General features: G+C 71.4%; 15 protein-coding genes and 1 pseudogene. 9 read left to right on the forward strand and 7 right to left on the reverse strand.

Annotated features, from left to right (window positions below; genetic code table 11):
• Positions 1 to 80 precede the first annotated feature (80 nt).
• The gene (locus tag PBV52_RS03955; protein WP_274236866.1) at positions 81 to 1,406 is read right to left on the reverse strand and encodes a PHB depolymerase family esterase; all 1,326 of its coding nucleotides are present in this window, start codon (positions 1,404 to 1,406) and stop codon (positions 81 to 83) included.
• A gap of 55 nt (positions 1,407 to 1,461) precedes the next feature.
• Positions 1,462 to 2,535: a non-reducing end alpha-L-arabinofuranosidase family hydrolase gene (locus PBV52_RS03960; RefSeq protein ID WP_274236867.1), complete on the reverse strand. Its 1,074-nt coding sequence runs from the start codon at positions 2,533 to 2,535 to the stop codon at positions 1,462 to 1,464.
• Between the two features lie 308 nt (positions 2,536 to 2,843).
• Between PBV52_RS03960 and PBV52_RS03965 the strand changes: the two genes are divergently transcribed.
• Entirely contained in the window at positions 2,844 to 3,824 is a 981-nt protein-coding gene (locus tag PBV52_RS03965) for a polysaccharide lyase family 1 protein (protein WP_274236868.1), read from the forward strand.
• 31 nt (positions 3,825 to 3,855) lie between these two features.
• Positions 3,856 to 4,638, forward strand: coding sequence for a pectate lyase (locus PBV52_RS03970; protein WP_274236870.1), 783 nt, complete (start codon positions 3,856 to 3,858; stop codon positions 4,636 to 4,638).
• Positions 4,639 to 4,840: 202 nt separating this feature from the next.
• Here the strand turns inward: PBV52_RS03970 and PBV52_RS03975 are convergent, their stop codons facing one another.
• Positions 4,841 to 5,383 carry a DUF3291 domain-containing protein gene (locus PBV52_RS03975; RefSeq protein WP_274236871.1) on the reverse strand — a complete coding sequence of 181 codons (543 nt, stop codon included), beginning with the start codon at positions 5,381 to 5,383 and terminating at the stop codon, positions 4,841 to 4,843.
• A 374-nt stretch (positions 5,384 to 5,757) separates the two neighbouring features.
• Here PBV52_RS03975 and PBV52_RS03980 point away from each other — a divergent pair.
• Positions 5,758 to 5,949 (forward strand): annotated as a pseudogene (locus PBV52_RS03980) (helix-turn-helix domain-containing protein); the annotation flags it as partial.
• Positions 5,950 to 6,269: 320 nt separating this feature from the next.
• On the forward strand, positions 6,270 to 6,536 hold the full coding sequence (locus tag PBV52_RS03985; RefSeq protein ID WP_274250013.1) for a hypothetical protein: 267 nt from the start codon (positions 6,270 to 6,272) through the stop codon (positions 6,534 to 6,536).
• A 15-nt stretch (positions 6,537 to 6,551) separates the two neighbouring features.
• Here the strand turns inward: PBV52_RS03985 and PBV52_RS03990 are convergent, their stop codons facing one another.
• A complete protein-coding gene (locus PBV52_RS03990; protein WP_274236873.1) occupies positions 6,552 to 7,394 on the reverse strand; it encodes a PaaX family transcriptional regulator C-terminal domain-containing protein in 843 nt (280 codons plus the stop codon).
• An 81-nt stretch (positions 7,395 to 7,475) separates the two neighbouring features.
• Here PBV52_RS03990 and PBV52_RS03995 point away from each other — a divergent pair, with 81 nt between their 5' ends.
• Positions 7,476 to 9,191 (forward strand): acyl-CoA dehydrogenase family protein, encoded by a 1,716-nt coding sequence (locus tag PBV52_RS03995; protein WP_274236874.1) that lies wholly within the window; start codon positions 7,476 to 7,478, stop codon positions 9,189 to 9,191.
• A 253-nt stretch (positions 9,192 to 9,444) separates the two neighbouring features.
• Here the strand turns inward: PBV52_RS03995 and PBV52_RS04000 are convergent, their stop codons facing one another.
• Positions 9,445 to 10,032, reverse strand: coding sequence for a hypothetical protein (locus tag PBV52_RS04000; RefSeq protein ID WP_274236875.1), 588 nt, complete (start codon positions 10,030 to 10,032; stop codon positions 9,445 to 9,447).
• 283 nt (positions 10,033 to 10,315) lie between these two features.
• Here PBV52_RS04000 and PBV52_RS04005 point away from each other — a divergent pair, with 283 nt between their 5' ends.
• From PBV52_RS04005 to PBV52_RS04020, 4 genes are all read left to right on the forward strand, one after another.
• Entirely contained in the window at positions 10,316 to 11,401 is a 1,086-nt protein-coding gene (locus tag PBV52_RS04005) for a sialidase family protein (protein ID WP_274236876.1), read from the forward strand.
• An 82-nt stretch (positions 11,402 to 11,483) separates the two neighbouring features.
• Positions 11,484 to 12,161 (forward strand): uracil-DNA glycosylase, encoded by a 678-nt coding sequence (locus tag PBV52_RS04010; RefSeq protein WP_274236877.1) that lies wholly within the window; start codon positions 11,484 to 11,486, stop codon positions 12,159 to 12,161.
• Entirely contained in the window at positions 12,158 to 13,135 is a 978-nt protein-coding gene (locus PBV52_RS04015) for an N-acetylglucosamine kinase (protein ID WP_274236878.1), read from the forward strand. The genes PBV52_RS04010 and PBV52_RS04015 overlap by 4 nt, the downstream gene beginning before the upstream one ends.
• A gap of 120 nt (positions 13,136 to 13,255) precedes the next feature.
• Positions 13,256 to 14,179: a sirohydrochlorin chelatase gene (locus PBV52_RS04020; RefSeq protein ID WP_274236879.1), complete on the forward strand. Its 924-nt coding sequence runs from the start codon at positions 13,256 to 13,258 to the stop codon at positions 14,177 to 14,179.
• Positions 14,180 to 14,291: 112 nt separating this feature from the next.
• Here PBV52_RS04020 and PBV52_RS04025 read toward each other — a convergent pair whose 3' ends face one another.
• Together PBV52_RS04025 and PBV52_RS04030 are read right to left on the reverse strand one after the other, a co-directional pair.
• On the reverse strand, positions 14,292 to 15,353 hold the full coding sequence (locus tag PBV52_RS04025) for a lactonase family protein (protein ID WP_274236880.1): 1,062 nt from the start codon (positions 15,351 to 15,353) through the stop codon (positions 14,292 to 14,294).
• Between the two features lie 305 nt (positions 15,354 to 15,658).
• The gene (locus PBV52_RS04030) at positions 15,659 to 17,137 is read right to left on the reverse strand and encodes an FUSC family protein (RefSeq protein WP_274236881.1); all 1,479 of its coding nucleotides are present in this window, start codon (positions 17,135 to 17,137) and stop codon (positions 15,659 to 15,661) included.
• Positions 17,138 to 17,396 lie beyond the last annotated feature (259 nt).

The raw sequence follows: 17,396 nt of genomic DNA on the forward strand, positions 1-17,396 counted from the left end.
GTGGGCTGAGCGCGTGGGGCGGGCGGACCGCTGGGGGGGCCGGAGGCTCTTGCCCCCGGCCCCCCTGCGGTGCGCAAAGGTCAACCTGCCGTGCAGGCCGTCCCGTTGAGCGTGAAGGCGCCCGGCGCCGCGCTGTTGCCGGTGTGGTTCGCCTGGTATCCGATGCTGGCGCTCGCTCCTGGCGCGAGCGCCGCGTTGTACGAGGCGCTGGTCGCCGTCACCGCGCCGGAGGCCGGGGTGTACGTGGCTCCCCAGCCGTTGGTGATCGTCTGGCCGGTGGGCAGGGTGAAGCCGAGCTGCCAGCCGTTGATCGCCGTCGTGCTCGTGTTGGTGATCGTCACGGAGGCGGTCAGGCCCGTGTTCCAGGCGTTGGTGGTGGCGTTCACCTTGCACGTGCCGGGCTGGGGCTGGGGTGCAGGGCCGCCGCTGTCGAGGCCGAAGAAGGTGAGCACCCGGGTCGCCATGCCGGAGCTGTACAGGTTGTGGCCGACGCCCTGGAGGCTGATCGCCTCGACGGGGGCCCGGTCACCGGTGCCGCCGTAGCGGGTGCGGGTCCAGCCGGACTGGGGCGTGTCCGTGGCGGCCGGGGTCTGGCTGATGCCCTGGACGTTCGTCCACTGCTTGATCATCTCCCCGAAGTTGGGGTAGCGCAGGACGTCGTCCTCGGTGCCGTGCCACAGCTGCATGCGCGGGCGGGGGCCGGTGTAGCCCGGGTAGGCGTTGCGGACCAGGTTGCCCCACTCCTGCGGGGTGTGGGTCACGGTGCCGTTGGCGCAGGCGCTGTTCCACTCGGAGCCGTCGGTGGTGGCGAAGCAGCCGAAGGGGACCCCCGAGAAGGCGGCGCCGGCGGCGAACACGTCGGGGTAGTCGCCGAGCAGGACGTTGGTCATCATCGCGCCGGAGGAGATGCCGGTGGCGAAGACGCGGCTGGTGTCGGCGTCGTAGGTGCGGGTGACCCAGTCGACCATGGACTTGATGCCGACGGGGTCGCTGCCGCCGCCGCGCTTGAGCGCCTGCGGCGAGGAGACGTCGAAGCACTTGCTGCTGCGGGTGACGGACGGGTAGAGCACGATGAAGCCGTACCGGTCGGCGAGCGTGTCGTACTCGGTGCCGTTGTACATGTCCGGGCCGGAGCCGGTGCACCAGTGCACGGCCACCAGGACCGCCGGGTCGGCGGTGACGTTGTCCGGCACGTACAGGTACATCCGCAGGTTGCTGGGGTTGGTGCCGAAGTCGGTGACCTCGGTGAGTGCCGCGGTGGGGACCACGTCGGCGGCCTCGGTGCGGGCGGCGGCCGCGGGGGCGGTGACGAGCAGTGCCGCGAGCAGCGGCAGGAGCGCTGCGAAGACGCTGGCGAAGAGCGCGCGGAGCGGTCGTCTCGCTGTGGTGCCGGTGGGGGTGGGCACGTCCTTGTCCCTTCTGGCGCTGTCGGTACGGGTCAGCAGGAGCTGTTCGTCTGGGTCAGCAGGCCGAGCCTCCAGGGGAGTTGTAGTAGTCGCCACTGGATGCGGGGTCCATCCCCTGGTACAGGTACTGAAGGCGGCAGGGGTTGATCGTGAGGGTCTGGTCGACGCCGTCGCGGATCATCTCGCCGTGGCTGAAGTCCGTGGTCCACGCGGGCTGTCCCGGCCCGAAGGTCACGTGGGTGGACCGGATGAAGGGGTTGGCCTCGGTCTCCGCCAGCGGTTTCCACGCCGCGCCCAGGCTGTCCGCCGTCCAGGCCCGGAAGTAGCGCCGCCAGTCGGAGCCGGTCGCCATTGCCTCGACGAGCATGAGGTACGTTCCGCTGCTGCCGAGCCGGTAGACGTTGCTCCCCTCGAAGAGGTCGAAGCGGTTCGGCTCGGACAGGACGATGGCCGTGTCGCGGAAGCCGTTCGGGAACTCGGCGACGGTGGTGCGCGAGCGGTACTGGTGGCCGTTGCCGTCGGAGGAGAACAGATAGCAGTCCGTGTCGTCGCAGATGCCCCAGAAGTCGAGCCGGCCGCCCGGGCCCTTGTTCTCGGTGACGATCGGCGGCTCGGTGTCGAAGAGGTTCCGCGGCGCGCTCCAACTTCCCGGATCCGCGGGATCGTTGGTGGTCGAGAAGGACGGCGGCCCGGTCTGGTGGACCATGTACCACTTCTTCTGCGGGGCGAAGTAGAACACCTGGGGAGCGGCGACGTACCGGTTGCCGATGTCGGGGTTGGTGTCGAGGAACGTCTGGGGTGCGGCGGCCGCCTGGGACCAGTCGGCGAAGCTGGTGTGGGCCAGGCTCCACCGGCCGGAGGTGGCGGCCGTCGTCATGTAGATGTGCCGGCGGTTGTCGTACCGGAAGACCGTCGGATCCTTGACGGAGACGATCGGGTGTCCCGCGTCCGGCTTGGGCGCGATCAGCGGGCCACTGGACGACCAGGTGAAGGAGCCGGGTAACGGATCGGCCCGGCCCGCCACCGAGCCGCCGGCGTCCGCGCGGTCCGGGGATGCGGCCACGGCGCCGAAGGCCAGCGGGATGAGCATCAGCCCGCTGATCAACGTACGCATACGTGGGGTCGGCATTGACTCGCCCTCTCACGGGGAAAGCGTCCGGAAGGGCATCGTGGCATGGACACGCTCATCATGGAAGCGCTCCCACATTGGGTCCGGAGAGAGCATCGAGAGAGCCCTTACCTCCCACCAGGCTGACTGGATTCTTCTGCGCGAAGCGTTGACTAGAAAGCGCTTGCCCCCTACGTTCCGTTCAGCAGGCTGACCGAGCCGCACTGCCGCAACCCCCACACGGTCACTCTGCTCGCGCGCGGCGTTCTGCATGACGCACATCGTTCAGGTACATGATCGGGCAAGTCCTTCTGAAAGGACGCATCCGCATGCGTACTCTCCCCCCACATGCACGCTCGCAAAGAACCGCGCTGGTGACGGCCGCTGCAGCCGCTCTCGCCACCGCGGCCGTCCTCGTCCTGCCGCAGCCCGCCGGGGCGGCCGAGACCTCGCCGGTCGGGTTCGGCGCCGGGACGACCGGTGGCGGCAGCGCCTCGGCGGTGACCGTCTCGACGCTGGACGCCTTCAAGACCGCGGTCACCGGCAACTCGGCCAAGGTCGTCCGGGTCAACGGCCTGATCTCGCTGAGCGGTCAGGTCGACGTCGGCTCCAACACCACGGTCCTGGGCGTCGGTTCGTCGTCCGGGTTCACCGGGGGCGGGCTGCGGCTGAAGAACGTCACCAACGTCGTCGTCCGCAACCTGAACATCAGCAAGCCGGTGGCGCCGTCCGACGGCATCACGGTCCAGGCGTCGACGAAGGTGTGGATCGACCACAACGCCTTCTCGGCCGACCGTGATCACGACAAGGACTACTACGACGGGCTGCTGGACATCAATCACGGCTCGGACAGCGTCACGGTGTCCTGGAACACCTTCAAGGACCATTTCAAGGGCTCGCTCGTCGGTCACAGCGACAACAACGCGAGCGAGGACACCGGGCACCTGAAGGTGACGTACCACCACAACTACTTCAGCAACGTCTACTCCCGCATCCCCAGCCTGCGCTTCGGCACCGGGCACTTCTACAACAACTACGTGGCCGGCGCGGACACCGCCTGCCATTCGCGCATGGGTGCCCAGATGCTCGTGGAGAACAACGTCTTCCGCGACACCAAGGTCGCCGTCACCACCAACCGCAGCAGCGACGTGGACGGCTACGCCAATCTGCGCGGCAACGATCTCGGCGGAGCCGCGACCGAGATCTCCCGGGTCGGCACCTTCACCACCCCGCCCTACAGCTACACCGCCGAGTCCGCGTCCACCGTCGTCGCCTCGGTGACGTCCGGCGCGGGCGCCGGAAAGATCTGACCACCCCCCAACTGGAAGAAGGCATCGGGACATGACTTCACCAGCAAAGCCCCGGGCCCGCCGGCGCGCGCTGACCGGCGGCCTGGCCGCACTCGGGCTCTCGTCTGTCATGATCACGACACTCGGGGCGCCACCGGCGAGCGCGGCCACCTGGCCGACGCCCAGCAGCAGCCAGCCGGTGAGCTCGACCATCAAGGTGTCCGGCGTCAGGGACGGCGGCATGGTCCGCTACTACGGCAGCGGCGACCTGGCCGGTGACGGCCAGGAAGAGGGCCAGGACCCGATCTTCGAGCTCGCGGCCGGCGCGACGCTGAAGAACGTCATCATCGGCGCACCCGGCGCCGACGGCATCCACTGCGAGGGCAACTGCACGCTGCAGAACGTGTGGTGGGAGGACGTCGGCGAGGACGCGGCCACCTTCCGGGGCGGCTCCACCTACACGGTGACCGGCGGTGGCGCGAAGAAGGCCGCCGACAAGGTCTTCCAGCACAACGGGCCCGGCACGCTGAACATCTCCAACTTCGCGGTCAGCGAGTTCAAGACGCTGTACCGCTCGTGCGGCGACTGCTCGACGCAGTACACGCGCAAGGTCAACCTCAGCAACATCGAGGTGACCGGCACCGGTTCCACGGCGCGTCTCGTCGGCATCAACGTCAACCGGGGCGACGTGGCGACCCTGCGCGGCATCACGATCCTCAACGACGCGAGCCGCAAGGTCGTCCCCTGCCAGAAGTACAACAACAACACCGCCGTCGGTACGGGTCCGGACAGCACGAACTGCCTGTACTCCACGTCGGACATCACCTACCGGTAGCCCACAGCCGCAGGCGAACCCCCCACGGTGAAGGCGGCCGTCCGAAGCGTCCCCGCACGGCGCTTCGTACGGCCGCCGCGTCGTTCCCGACGGCCACGCGCGCGTACGTCCTCGGTCGGCCAAGTGGTCGGCTCCGATAGAGGGCGAAAGCCCCAGGTACTGGCGGATCCGCCGTAGCGCGGACGCATCTGTTCGCCGTCATTCAATCGAGGCGTTCGACTTTGATCCTGGTCGGAGTTCCGTCCGGGGCGAACGAGTGGTGGAAGGTGAAGGCGTGCGGCGCGGAGCCGTGGTCGTGGAGGTGTTCCAGCCTGGAAACCCCGTCCTGCCAGGTGGGTATCACGCCGTCGGAGACCCACCAGCACACGTAATTCGGGTGTCCTGTCCTCTCGAACCAGTCATGGCGCCTGTTGAGCGCCTCACGGTGCAGACCTGCGTAGACGGCGTCGAGGGCGGGGCGCAGGTCGGTCCAGAGTGAGAGGGTCGCGGCCAGGGCGGTGGTTTCCACAGTACGGCCCTTGCCGTACCAGGTCGGTACGACGAACTCTCCCCATGCACCCCAGTCCGCCTCGAAGAGCATGCCCCGGTCGCCGTCTGCCGCTTCAGCACGCGCGAGGTATCCGGGGTGCTGGCCGATCTTCCGGTAGACGGCCTCACCCCTGTCGTAGAACTCGCGCATGAGAGGTGCGGGATCGGCGAGAGGTGACTTCAGGACGCCGAATGTGTACAGCGCAAGATGGGGCATGCGTCTCTCCCTGGTTGGGGTGCCTGGTGTGGGCCCGGTTCGGTGGCTTGGGCATAGGGCATGGGGGCGAGGATTCGTGGGGCTGACCAACTCATCCCGTCGCGGGTGGCTCAGCCTGAAGGAACTCCTGTGCGACCGTGGGCGATCGCCGAAGACCAGGTGAAGGTAGCTGCCCCTGCGGGCCATGTCGAAGTTGCGTTTTCCCTGTCCAAGTGGCCTCTTGCACCGGTCATTGCGGGGGCTGGGGCGGTGACGGGCGGGGCAGGCTGCGGGGTACCAGTGATCCACTTCGGCCGATCGGTTCGCCCGCCATGCCCGTCCGCATCCCCTGTCCGACAGCCCCGAGTGCCGCCGAACGCGTGCGGTTGAAGAAGATGGTCTACGGCCACAAGACCGAGCACCGGCTGCTCGCCCATGCGGGCCTGCCCGGGCTCGAAGACCGTCAACGCTGCGACCGTCCCGCCTCGTTCACACCGCTGCAGGCCGCCGAGGTCAAAGCGCCGGCCTGCCGGCTGCCTGCCGAGAGTGAAGTACCGCTCTCACGCTGGTCGTGCCCGGAACTGGCCCGCGAGGCCGCCCGGCGGGGCATCGCCCCGTTCATGTCGGCGTCGACCGTGCGTCGCTGGCCGGCCCAGGACGCGCTCAAGCCCTGGCAGCACCGCTCCTGGATCTTCATCACCCGCCCCGGCTTCCGACTGAAGGCCGCCTGGGTGCTGGACCTGTACGCCCGCACCTGGCAGGGCGAACAGCTCGGCGATGACGAGTACGTGTTCAGCGCGGACGAGAAGACTTCCATCCAGGCCCGGTGCCGCTGCCACCCCACCCTCGCCCCCGGCAAGGCCAGGGCGATACGCGTCAATCACACCTACGGACGCGGCGGTGCCTCATGGTCCACACCCCCGTGCACGCCTCCTGGCTCAACCAAGCCGAGATCTACTTCTCTGCCGTCCACCGCAAGGCCCTCTCGCCCAACGACTTCACCGACCTCACCGAGGTCAGGGACCGGATCCGAGCCTGCCAAGACCGCTACAACGCCACGGCACAGCCGTTCCAGTGGAGGTTCACCACCTCCGACCTGGACGATCTACCGGCCAGGCTCGACCGGCACACCGCCGATCACCACGAAGAATCCCCCGCCGCACCGGCAGCGTGAACAACCCCCGAAGGATTACGGCGCCGACCACTGAGGGCGGCCACGCGCGTGTACGCCCTCGGCACTCTCCCGGCCGTCACGCGCGTGTACGCCCTCGGCCCTCGCCCGGCCGTCACGCGCGTGTGCCTCCTCTGCCAACTCCCGCCGGTAGTCCGCGTACGCCGCTCGCAACCGCTCACCCGGCCAGTCGGCCGGAAGGAGCTCGGGTGGCAGCACCGGGTCGGCGAGCAGGTGCCGTACGACGGCCGCGAAGGCGGTGAAGCGCTCGGAGGGGTGCCGCGCACGGGCGACACGGTCGAGCTGGGCGTGTCCCGTGCCGGCCCACGTGTCCAGCGGCCACAGGCGCGCGGCGAGCTCGCGCGCGGGGCGGTCGGGGCGGGCCGTGCAGCGCTCGGCGACCTGGCCGAGACCGTCCGGCAGGGGACGGAGCAGGTTGGCCGGCCGCAGCCAGACGCCCTCACGCAGTTCCGCGAGCCGGAGCCAGGTCAACTCGCTGCGCAGTTCCGCGCGTTCGGCGGGGCCGCGGCCCGTCGCCGTGACCACGACCATCTCCCAGTCGCCGCCCCAGGGCACGGTCTCGGGGTGAACGGCGTCGTCCTGCCGCCGCTGGCGTTCCAGCAGCCGGTCGCTGAGCCCGTAGACCGCGTCCGCGCGCCGCAGGTCGCCGGCCGCCACCATCCGGCTGAGCGCGGCCCGCAGGGTGGATCCCGCGATCCCGAACGGCTCCACACTGCCCACCAGGTCCTTCACCGGCAGCTCGGGCGGATGCAGCCCCAGCAGCAGGCTCAGGACGACCGACCGGGCGGACAGCGGGCGCAGTTCCACCTCGTCGGCCTGCGGTGATCCGTTGTTCGGCATGACGACGACTGTACGTGGCAGGGTGACGGTGACGTATTACAGGATTGCTGCGACTGCAGCCGTAGTGCAACACTGGCGGGCATGGTCTCGATACCCGCACAGAAGCAGTCCGCAGTCACGCCTGAGCGGCCCGGAGCAACGCAGGAGCTGTCCGGGCACCACGCCACCCACGACGTCACCAACCAGCCCCCTCCGCCGGCCCCGTACGACGCGTCCGAGGACACGGCCCTGCTCGAAGGGCTGCGCCGCGAGGGCGCCGGGTGGGCCGAGGAGGACATCCGGCGGCTCGGCCTGCGGGCCGGGAGCGTCGAGGCACAGGAGTGGGGTGAGCTGGCCAACCGGCACGAGCCCGTGCTGCGGACGCACGACCGCTACGGCCACCGCGTCGACGAGGTCGAGTTCCATCCGAGCTGGCACCACCTGATGCGGGTCGCGGTCGCCGAGGGGCTGGCGGCGGCGCCGTGGGCGGACGAGCGGCCCGGCGCCCATGTCGCGCGGACCGCGGGCGGGCTGGTGTGGGGGCACACCGAGGCGGGCCACGGCTGTCCGACGTCGATGACGTACGCCGCGGTCCCTGTGCTGCGTCGGCAGCCCGAGCTCGCGAAGGTGTACGAGCCTCTCCTCACCAGCCGGGAGTACGACCCGGAGCTGCGCGTGCCGACCGAGAAGCGGGGTCTGCTGGCGGGCATGGGGATGACCGAGAAACAGGGCGGCTCCGACGTCCGTACGAACACCACCGTGGCGACGCCGACCGCCGAGTCCGGCGTGTACACGCTGCGTGGGCACAAGTGGTTCACCTCGGCGCCCATGTGCGACGTCTTCCTGGTGCTGGCGCAGGCGCCGGGTGGCCTGTCCTGCTTCCTCGTGCCGCGCGTCCTGCCCGACGGCAGCCGCAACACCTTCCGCATCCAGCGCCTGAAGGACAAGCTGGGCAACCGTTCCAACGCCTCCTCCGAGCCCGAGTTCGACGGGACCGTCGCCTGGCTGGTGGGGCCCGAGGGGCGGGGCGTCAAGACGATCATCGAGATGGTCAACTGCACGCGGCTGGACTGCGTGATGTCGTCGGCGACGCTGATGCGCAAGACGCTCGTCGAGGCCGCACACCATGTGCGGCACCGCAGCGCGTTCGGGGCGCGGCTGATCGACCAGCCGCTGATGCGCAACGTCCTGGCCGACCTGGCGCTGGAGTCCGAGGCCGCCACGACGCTCACGCTACGGCTGGCCGGCGCGGCCGACCGGGCGGTGCGCGCAGCCGACGCGGACGGGGCCGAGGCGGCGTTCCGCCGGATCGCCACTGCCGTCGGCAAGTACTGGGTCACCAAGCGGGGCCCGGCCTTCACGGCGGAGGCCCTGGAGTGCCTCGGCGGCAACGGCTACGTCGAGGAGTCGGGCATGCCCCGCCACTACCGCGAGGCTCCGCTGCTGTCGATCTGGGAGGGCTCGGGAAACGTCAACGCCCTGGACGTACTGCGGGCGTTGAGCAGGGAGCCGGGCACCGCGGAGGCGCTCTTCGCCGAACTCGCCCTGGCGCAGGGGGCGGACGCCCGGCTGGACGCGGCCGTCACCCGCCTGAAGGCCCTGCTGACCGCGGGCTCCGAGGCCGGCGCCCGCCGCCTGGTCGAGCAGATGGCCCTGACCCTCCAGGCTTCCCTGCTGGTCCGGCACGCCCCAGCGGCGATGGCCGACGCCTTCTGCGCGAGCCGGCTCGGCGGCGACTGGGGGCACGCGTTCGGGACGCTGCCGGATGCCGCCGACGTGGACGGGATCCTGGAGCGGGCGCTGCCGGGTGGGGTGTGAGGTGCGCTCCGGGTGGTCGGGCGGCGGACACCGCCGAGGCGCGGAGTCGGACAACGCTGATCGGGTGGGGGCGTTGCTGGGCTCGTCCCTGGGGCGCGCAGCCACGGGGCCTGGGCTGCCGCCTGGGCCGACGTAGGCCTGCGTGTCGCCGCGTCCTTCGCGGGCCGGGCGGCCACGCTATTTCACGGGCCCGGACGGGCCCGACTTCACGGGCGCGGCTGCCACGGCACGTCGCTGATCCCTCGCGCGGCCCTCACCCCGTCGTCCGCCCGCCCCACAGGGGGCCGAAGCGTGCCCACTCGTAGCCCCACTGGTCGATGCGCCGGCTCTCCAGCCGGCTGCGGAGGGCGCGGCCGGCGATGAAGGGGACGGATCCGGCGCACATGCCCGCGAGGCCGCCGACCAGCGCGGCTCGTAGGCGGGCCTCGGACGGGGTGGCGGGCTGGGTCACCAGGCGGCCCTGGGGGTCCGTCCAGACGGTGACCGGCGTGCCGACGCCGCTGCCGGGCCGGACGCGGGCCTGGCCGGTGTGCGCGGAACCGTCCCGCGCGCTCCAGCGGACCTTCGCCCACACACTCGCGCCGCTCGACGTACCGGAGCGTGATTCGGTCGTGCCCGGCGCCTTCTCGGTGAGCAGGGCGACGACGGGGCGCCACTCGACGCGCTCCCGGGCCATCCCCTGCTCCACCGTGCCGGCCGCCGTCAGGCCGGCCAGCACTCCGGCGAGGACGGTGAGCGCCCAGGCGGCGAGCAGCACCCACGCCTCCACCGCATCGGCCCGGCGCTTGAGCGGATTGCGCCGCCAACGCCACAGCCACACCTTCGGACCACGGAACGCCATCGAAGGCTTCCTCCTCATGAGCGCACGAACCTGCCGGACCCACCTCCCTCCCATACGGGGGACGGCAGGCGGATGCTCACGCCACGTACCGGGATCGACCGTGGCACGGGTCACGCGGCCGCCGCGGGCGTCTTAGCGAAAGCGCCCCGCAGTCCGCCGCGGCGAGCTATCCTCGCCGCCCTGACCTGCGATGCAAGCCTTTCCAGAGGTGACTGTCAGTACCGGGGTGCAGACTGGCCGGTGGCTGGGACGGATACGTCAAAGCACAGCGGAGGTGATCGGCATGACCGAGGTACTGCTCGCCGTGGGCACGCGCAAGGGCCTGTTCATCGGGCGGAGGCGAGGTGGCGCCTGGGAGTTCGACGAGAGTCCCTACTTCAACGCCCAGGCCGTGTACTCGGTCGCCATCGACACGCGGGGCGAGCGTCCGCGGCTGCTGGCGGGCGGCGACAGCGCGCACTGGGGCCCGTCGGTCTTCCACTCCGACGACCTGGGACGTACGTGGACCGAACCGGCCCAGCCGGCCGTCAAGTTCCCGAAGGACACGGACGCTTCCCTGGAGCGGGTGTGGCAGCTGCACCCGGCGGCCGCGGAGCCGGACGTGGTGTACGCGGGCACGGAACCGGCCGCGCTGTACCGCTCGGAGGACCGCGGCGAGACCTTCGAACTGGTCCGCCCGCTGTGGGAGCACCCGACCCGGTCGAAGTGGGTGCCGGGCGGCGGCGGTGAGGGCCTGCACACCGTGATCACCGACAAGCGCGACCCACAGTCCGTCACGGTCGCCGTCTCGACGGCCGGCGTGTTCAAGACGGCCGACGGCGGCGCGAGCTGGACGCCTTCCAACTCCGGTGTCTCCGCGGTGTTCCTGCCTGACCCGAACCCGGAGTTCGGCCAGTGCGTCCACAAGATCGCGCAGGACGCGGCGACTTCGGACCGTCTCTATCTGCAGAACCACTGGGGCGTGTACCGCAGCGACGACGCAGGCGCGCACTGGACGGACATCGGCAAGGGCCTGCCGTCCACGTTCGGCTTCGCGGCGGCCGCACACCCCCACCGCGGCGAGACGGCGTACGTGTTCCCGATCAACGCCGACTCGGACCGCGTACCCGCCGACCACCGATGTCGTGTCTTCCGTACGGCGGACGCGGGCAAGACCTGGGAAGCACTGTCGGCGGGGCTGCCGCAGGAGGACCACTACGGCACGGTGCTGCGCGACGCGATGTGCACGGACGACACGGACCCGGCGGGCGTGTACTTCGGCAACCGCAACGGCGAGGTGTTCGCGTCGGCCGACGACGGCGACAGCTGGCAGCAGTTGGCGTCGCATCTGCCGGACGTGCTGTGCGTGCGCGCCGCGGTGATCGCATGAGTCGTCCGGGGCGCCGGGGCTTACGAGGCGGCCTTGGCCACTGGTTGATCACCGCTGCCCGTACGGCAGTAGGGTGACGCCCGTGGCACCACGACCCTTGCATGAAATCGTCGAACCGGGCTGGGCGAAAGCCCTGGAACCCGTTGCCGAACGGATCGCCGGGATGGGCGACTTCCTGCGCGCGGAGATCGCCGCGGGACGCACCTATCTGCCGGCCGGGCCGAACGTCCTGCGGGCCTTCCAACAGCCCTTCGACGACGTACGGGTCCTGATCGTCGGACAGGACCCGTATCCGACACCGGGACATGCCGTGGGGCTGTCGTTCTCGGTCGCGCCCGAGGTGCGTCCGCTGCCCGGCAGCCTCATCAACATCTACCGGGAGCTGAACACCGACCTGGGGCTGCCGCAGCCGTCCAACGGCGATCTGACGCCGTGGACCCAGCAGGGCGTGCTGCTGCTCAACAGGGCGCTGACGACGGCCCCGCGCAAGCCGGCCGCCCACCGGGGCAAGGGCTGGGAGGAGGTCACCGAGCAGGCCATCCGTGCGCTGGCCGGGCGTGGCAAGCCGCTAGTGTCCATCCTCTGGGGCCGCGACGCCCGCAACCTCCGCCCGCTGCTCGGCAACCTCCCGTCGGTGGAGTCCGCCCACCCCTCCCCCATGTCCGCCGACCGCGGCTTCTTCGGCTCCCGCCCGTTCAGCCGGGCCAACGACCTGCTGATCCGGCAGGGAGGACAGCCGGTGGACTGGCGCCTGCCGTGACCGACGCCGCCGGATTCCTCGCCGTCGACTCCGGAGGGTCCGGGGTGCGCGTCGTCGTCGGCACCGTCGACCGTGGGGTGCCGGCCCGGCGGGAGTCCCGCGAGCCGGTGCGTACCGGGGAGCGGGGCATCGACCCCGGCCACCTGATGGAGCAACTGGTGCCCATGGTGCGGGGGTTGGTGGCCGAGTCCGGTGTCGATCGGCTGGGGGCGGCCGTGATCGGGGCCGCCGGGCTCGCCACGCTGGGTGATGCCCTGCGCGCCGACCTGCCGGCCGCGCTGGAGCGGGAGTTCGGCATCGGGCGGGTTGCTCTCGTCGCCGATGCCGTCACCGCCTATGTCGGCGCCCTCGGACCCGCGCCCGGGGCCGTGGTCGCCGCCGGTACGGGGCTGATCGCGATGGGCACGGATCTGACGCACTGGCGCCGCGCGGACGGCTGGGGGCATCTGCTCGGCGACTGCGGCGGCGGTGCCTGGATCGGGCGGGCCGGGCTGGAGGCGGCGCTGCGCGCGCACGACGGGCGGCCCGGCGGGTCGGCCGGGCTGCTGGCCCACGCCGAGGAGCTGTTCGGCCCGGTGCGAGGGCTGCCCGGCAAGCTCTATCCGCGCCCGGACCGTCCCGCCGTCCTCGCCTCCTTCGCACCCCAGGTGGCCGCATGCGCCGACAGCGACCCGGTGGCCGCGGACATCCTGCGGGCCGCCGCACGGCACATGGCCGAATCGGCGGCCGCCGTCTGCCCGACGTCCGGAGAGCCTCAAGTCGCGCTCACCGGAGGCCTGTTCAAGATGGGCGCTCCTCTTCTCGGGCCGCTGGAAGAGGAGTTGTCGAAGCGGCTGCCGCACGCGCGGCGGGTGCCGGCCGCCGGGGATCCGTTGCAGGGGGCGGTGCGTATCGCCACCGATCTGGCGGCGGGCGCGCTCACTCTGCCGAGTGACGAGGCGATGCTCTGCGTGGTGACCGGAAAGCGGGACTGATCCACCTACGCCGTCCGCTTCCGCACCGCACGTAACTCAATCAGACAAATACGGACGGATACCGCTCACCTGCCCCCTCCCCGAACAGGGGAGCCCAGGAAGCCAGTAACATGCGTCGCCATGAGCTCCCCCACTGGGCCCGCGTCCGGCCTGCCAGTACGAATGCCGCGACCTCGTCAGCCCGGGCGGCACCGCCGACCCGAGCCCCTGGCGGCTCCCGAGGGCGCGCCCGCGCTCGTCCTCGCGGTGCCGGGCACGCCGAGCGCCGCCACCCGTGGCCTCGCCGAGGAGGTCGTGAGCATCGCCCGCTCCGAGCTCCCCGGCCTCGACGCCCGGATCGGGTACGTCGACGGTGACGACGTGGAGTTCCTCACGCTCCAGTCCGTGCTGGTGCACGCCGCGGAGGAGCGCGCCGCCCGCTATGAGCAGGCGATCGCCGCGGGTGTGGAGGTCAAGGAGCCGGAAGGCCCCGTCGCCGTCGTCGTGCCGCTGCTGGCCGGCCCGGACGGCGCGCTGCTGCGCGTCATCCGCCAGGCCGTGATGGACAGCCGGGTCGCGGCCGACCTCACCGACGTGCTCGGCCCGCACCCGCTGCTCGCCGAGGCGCTGCACGTGCGCCTGTCGGAGGCCGGTCTGGCCCGCGCCGACCGTGCCCGGCTGTTCACCGTGGCCACGGCCGCGGACGGCATCATCCTCGCCTCTGTGGGCGGCGAGGAGGCCGTGCAGGCGGCCGGGATCACCGGCATGCTGCTCGCCGCGCGCCTGGCCGTGCCGGTCATGGCGGCGGCCCTGGACCAGGAGGGCTCGATCACGGCCGTCGCCGAGCAGCTGCGGTCCTCGGGCTCGCAGCAGCTCGCGCTGGCGCCGTACCTGATAGGGCCGGAGATCGACCCGAGCCTGGTCGCGGAGGCCGCCCAGGAGGCGGGCTGCTCCGCCGCCGAGGCGCTCGGCCCGTACCCGGCGATCGGGAAGCTCGCCCTGTCGAAGTACACGACGGCGCTGGGCATCGCCCCGCAGCAGCCGCAGGGCACGCCGGTCCGCTGACGCGCACCTCACAGCCGCAGAGCCGAAGGGCCCGCTCCCCAGCCGGGAACGGGCCCTTCGGCGTCCCCTGGACACCCCTTGGACACCCCTTGGGCATCCCTTCGGCGTCAGGTCACGCCTCGTCGGCGACCTGGCCGATGACCACGCAGGACGCCGCAGGAGCGTCGATCGAGCCCTCGTAGCGCGGGAGCCCCGTGGCCGGGTCCACGGCGAACCAGGACACGTCACCGGAGCGTTCGTTCGCGACGTACAGGAAGCCTCCCGCCTCGGTGATCGCGCGCGGCCAGTGCCCGGCGCAGGTCACCGCCCCCACCAGCCGCAGCTCCTCCCCCTCCACGGAGAACGTCGACAGCACGTCCTCGCCGCGCGTCGCGGTCCACACGAAGCGGCCGTCGGGCGAGGCGACGATCCCCGACGGATAGGCGTCGCCGGCCGGGGCGCCCGGCAGTACCGGCGTCTCGGCCAGCGGCTTCAGCGTGCCGTCGTCGGCGTCCCAGTGGCAGACGGTGACGGTAGGGGTGAGTTCGTTGAGGACGTACGCGTACGTGCCGTCCGGATGGAAGGCCAGGTGGCGGGGGCCCGAGCCGGGGCGCAGGGCGATCTCCCGGTGCACGTCGAGTGTCCCGTCGGCCAGCGTGCACACCCGCAGCGAGTCCGTGCCGAGGTCGACACTGACGGCCCAGCGGCCGCTCGGGTCGGGCTGCACCTGGTGGGCGTGCGGGCCCTGCTGGCGTGGCGTGTGCGGGCCCGAGCCGGAGTGCCGGAGGACGGCGGACGGGGCGTCGGCGAGGGCGCCGTCGGGGCGGACGGGCACGACGGTGACGCTGCCGGAGCCGTAGTTGGCGGTCAGGACGTGGCCGGCGAACAGGCTGAGGTAGGTGGGCCCGCTGCCGCCGACCGGCACCGGTGAGCCGATGAGCTCCGGCTTGCCCCCGGTCAGGCGGTAGGCGGCCACCGCGCCGTCGGCGGTCTCGCTGACCGCGTAGAGCGTGTCGCCGCCGGGCGACAGGGCCAGGTACGCGGGGTCGGGAAGGTCACCCACGCCGCCCAGGACGGTCAGCGCACCGCTGCCCGCGGCCACGGACGCCGTGGTGATGCCATGGCCTCCGGCTGCCGTGAACGACCCGATGTAGGCCCGCCTTGCCCTTCTTTCCCGCCTGCCGACGTCTGCCACCGCTGTCCCCTTCCGGTCGGGTGCCGTCGGGGTGACGGTAGCAGTGGATCATCATCGGTCTAGACCAAGTCGCCGAATCGTGGGCGATGCGCTCACGTCCGCAGCTCGCGAGTTCCGTGCGTCCGATGGCGCGGGGTTACCCGGCGGATGGCCTGATCCACCCTCCAGGTGGCCGGTAAAGCGACATGAACAGGCTGAGCCACGCAGAGCCCGAGCGGCTTGACGGCTTGACGGCTTGACGGCTCAAGCGGCTTGACCGGCCAAGCCGCTTGAGCACCCGAGAGCGTCCCGCTCGACCGGCGTTCTCAGGCTCCGACGAGTCGTGAACCGGCCGGCGTGCGCAGCGGCTGGGCCAGCTCGGCCAGGGCCCGCTCCAGGCCGTGCAGATGGGCGAGCGCGGGGTCCGACGCCGTCGGCTGCTCGGTGGGGGCGGTGATGTCCGTGCCGCCGGTGAGCGCCTCGACCGCGGCCTCGACGCGCCAGCACGCGGCGGCGAGGCGGGCGTCGTGCGAGGCCTCCGGGTCGGCGGCGACGGCGGCCAGGCCGCGGATCTCCCGGGCGCAGTCGTCGAGCAGGGCCAGGACGCGGCGGGCGCGCCTCTTGCGGGCCGGCATCGGGTTCAGCGGGTGCACGAGCGGGGCGACCGAGAGCCGTACCCGGCCGAGCAGCTGTTCCAGTTCGGCTACGCGCGAGGCCGGGTCGGCACTCTCGTCACCGGCGAGGCGGGCGGCGGCCTCGGCGGTGGCCGCGTGGACGCAGTGCAGGGCCCGCTGGATCCAGGCATCGTTCGTGGCGTGCGTGGTGACCGGCAGGACGAGGGCCACGGCCAGCGCGGCACACAGCGCGCCCACACCGGTCTCTGCAAGACGGAGCCCGAGCAGGCTGGGGTCCAGCACACCCAGCAGGCCGTAAAGCAAGCTGACCATGACCGTCACCGCCAGCATCATCCAGGAATACGAGACGGCGGCGGTGAAGAAGATGCCGAAGACACAGACGGCAACCAGGGCGGCCGTCGGCGCGGGCGCGCCATGCAGCGGGATGGCGACCAGCAGGCCGACGGCGATACCGATCACAGTCCCGAGGACCCGGCGGAAACCGCGGACCAGGGTTTCCCCGCGAGAAGCCGTGTTGACGAAGATCCACCAGACAGTACCGACGGCCCAGTACCAGCGCTCTTCGGAGAGCAGCTGCCCGACCAGAAGAGCGAGAGCCGAGGCAGCAGTGGCCTGGAAGGCTTGCCGGGTGGTGGGCCGCGCCAATCCGATGCCGGGCAGGGCCGGCGGGGCTGCCGCGGGTGGGGTGTGACGCTCGATGGGCCAGAGCACGAAGCGCGTGGCGCCGGCCACGAAGAGGGCGAGGCCCACGGCGGTGCACAGCTCGGGCAGCTGAGCGGGAACCGCATGCAGGAACTGCGTGATGAAGAAGTTCATGAACGCGAAGATCCCGAGCGCGTGGCCCCGCGGGCCCCAGCGGCGAGCATAGACCCCACAGAAGACGACGGCCAAGAACGCGGCGTCACGGGCCGGGGTGATGCCGTGCAGTGTGGCGGCAAGCGCCAGCACGGGGAATCCGGCCATGGGAAGCAGGGCGGTGGTGATCCGCTGGTCACGGACGGTCGCATCGGTGACCGTGAAGAGAGCGAGCAGTGCCGCGAGCCCGCCGGTGATCGATGCGGTGAGCGATAGCCCGCACAGTTCGGAAACGGCGACGGCGGCGGCGACACCGATGACAGCGCGGGTCGCGTTCCGCAGCCTCAAGCGCCCCGGGTCCGGAGCCACGAACATCCTCTTCACGGCGGTGTGCCGCCCCCCTTGCGGTGGTACGCGCCCTGCCCACGGTCGTCCCGGGTGGCGGACAACAAGCAGGCAGAACGAAGGCACCGCGGTCCGGACCCGGCCTCGTCGCCGTCCAGCGCTACGCGGCGCCGCAAGTACATGGATAGGACAAAGATAACCACCTCCGGGCCCACTGGCTCAACTGTCGCGCCATTGACTGTGCCAATGGCACAGCTGATCAGCCTCGATGCCGACCGATGGGAGGCCA

It is taken from the genome of Streptomyces sp. T12, assembly GCF_028736035.1.
In the GTDB taxonomy this organism is placed as follows: Bacteria; Actinomycetota; Actinomycetes; order Streptomycetales; family Streptomycetaceae; genus Streptomyces.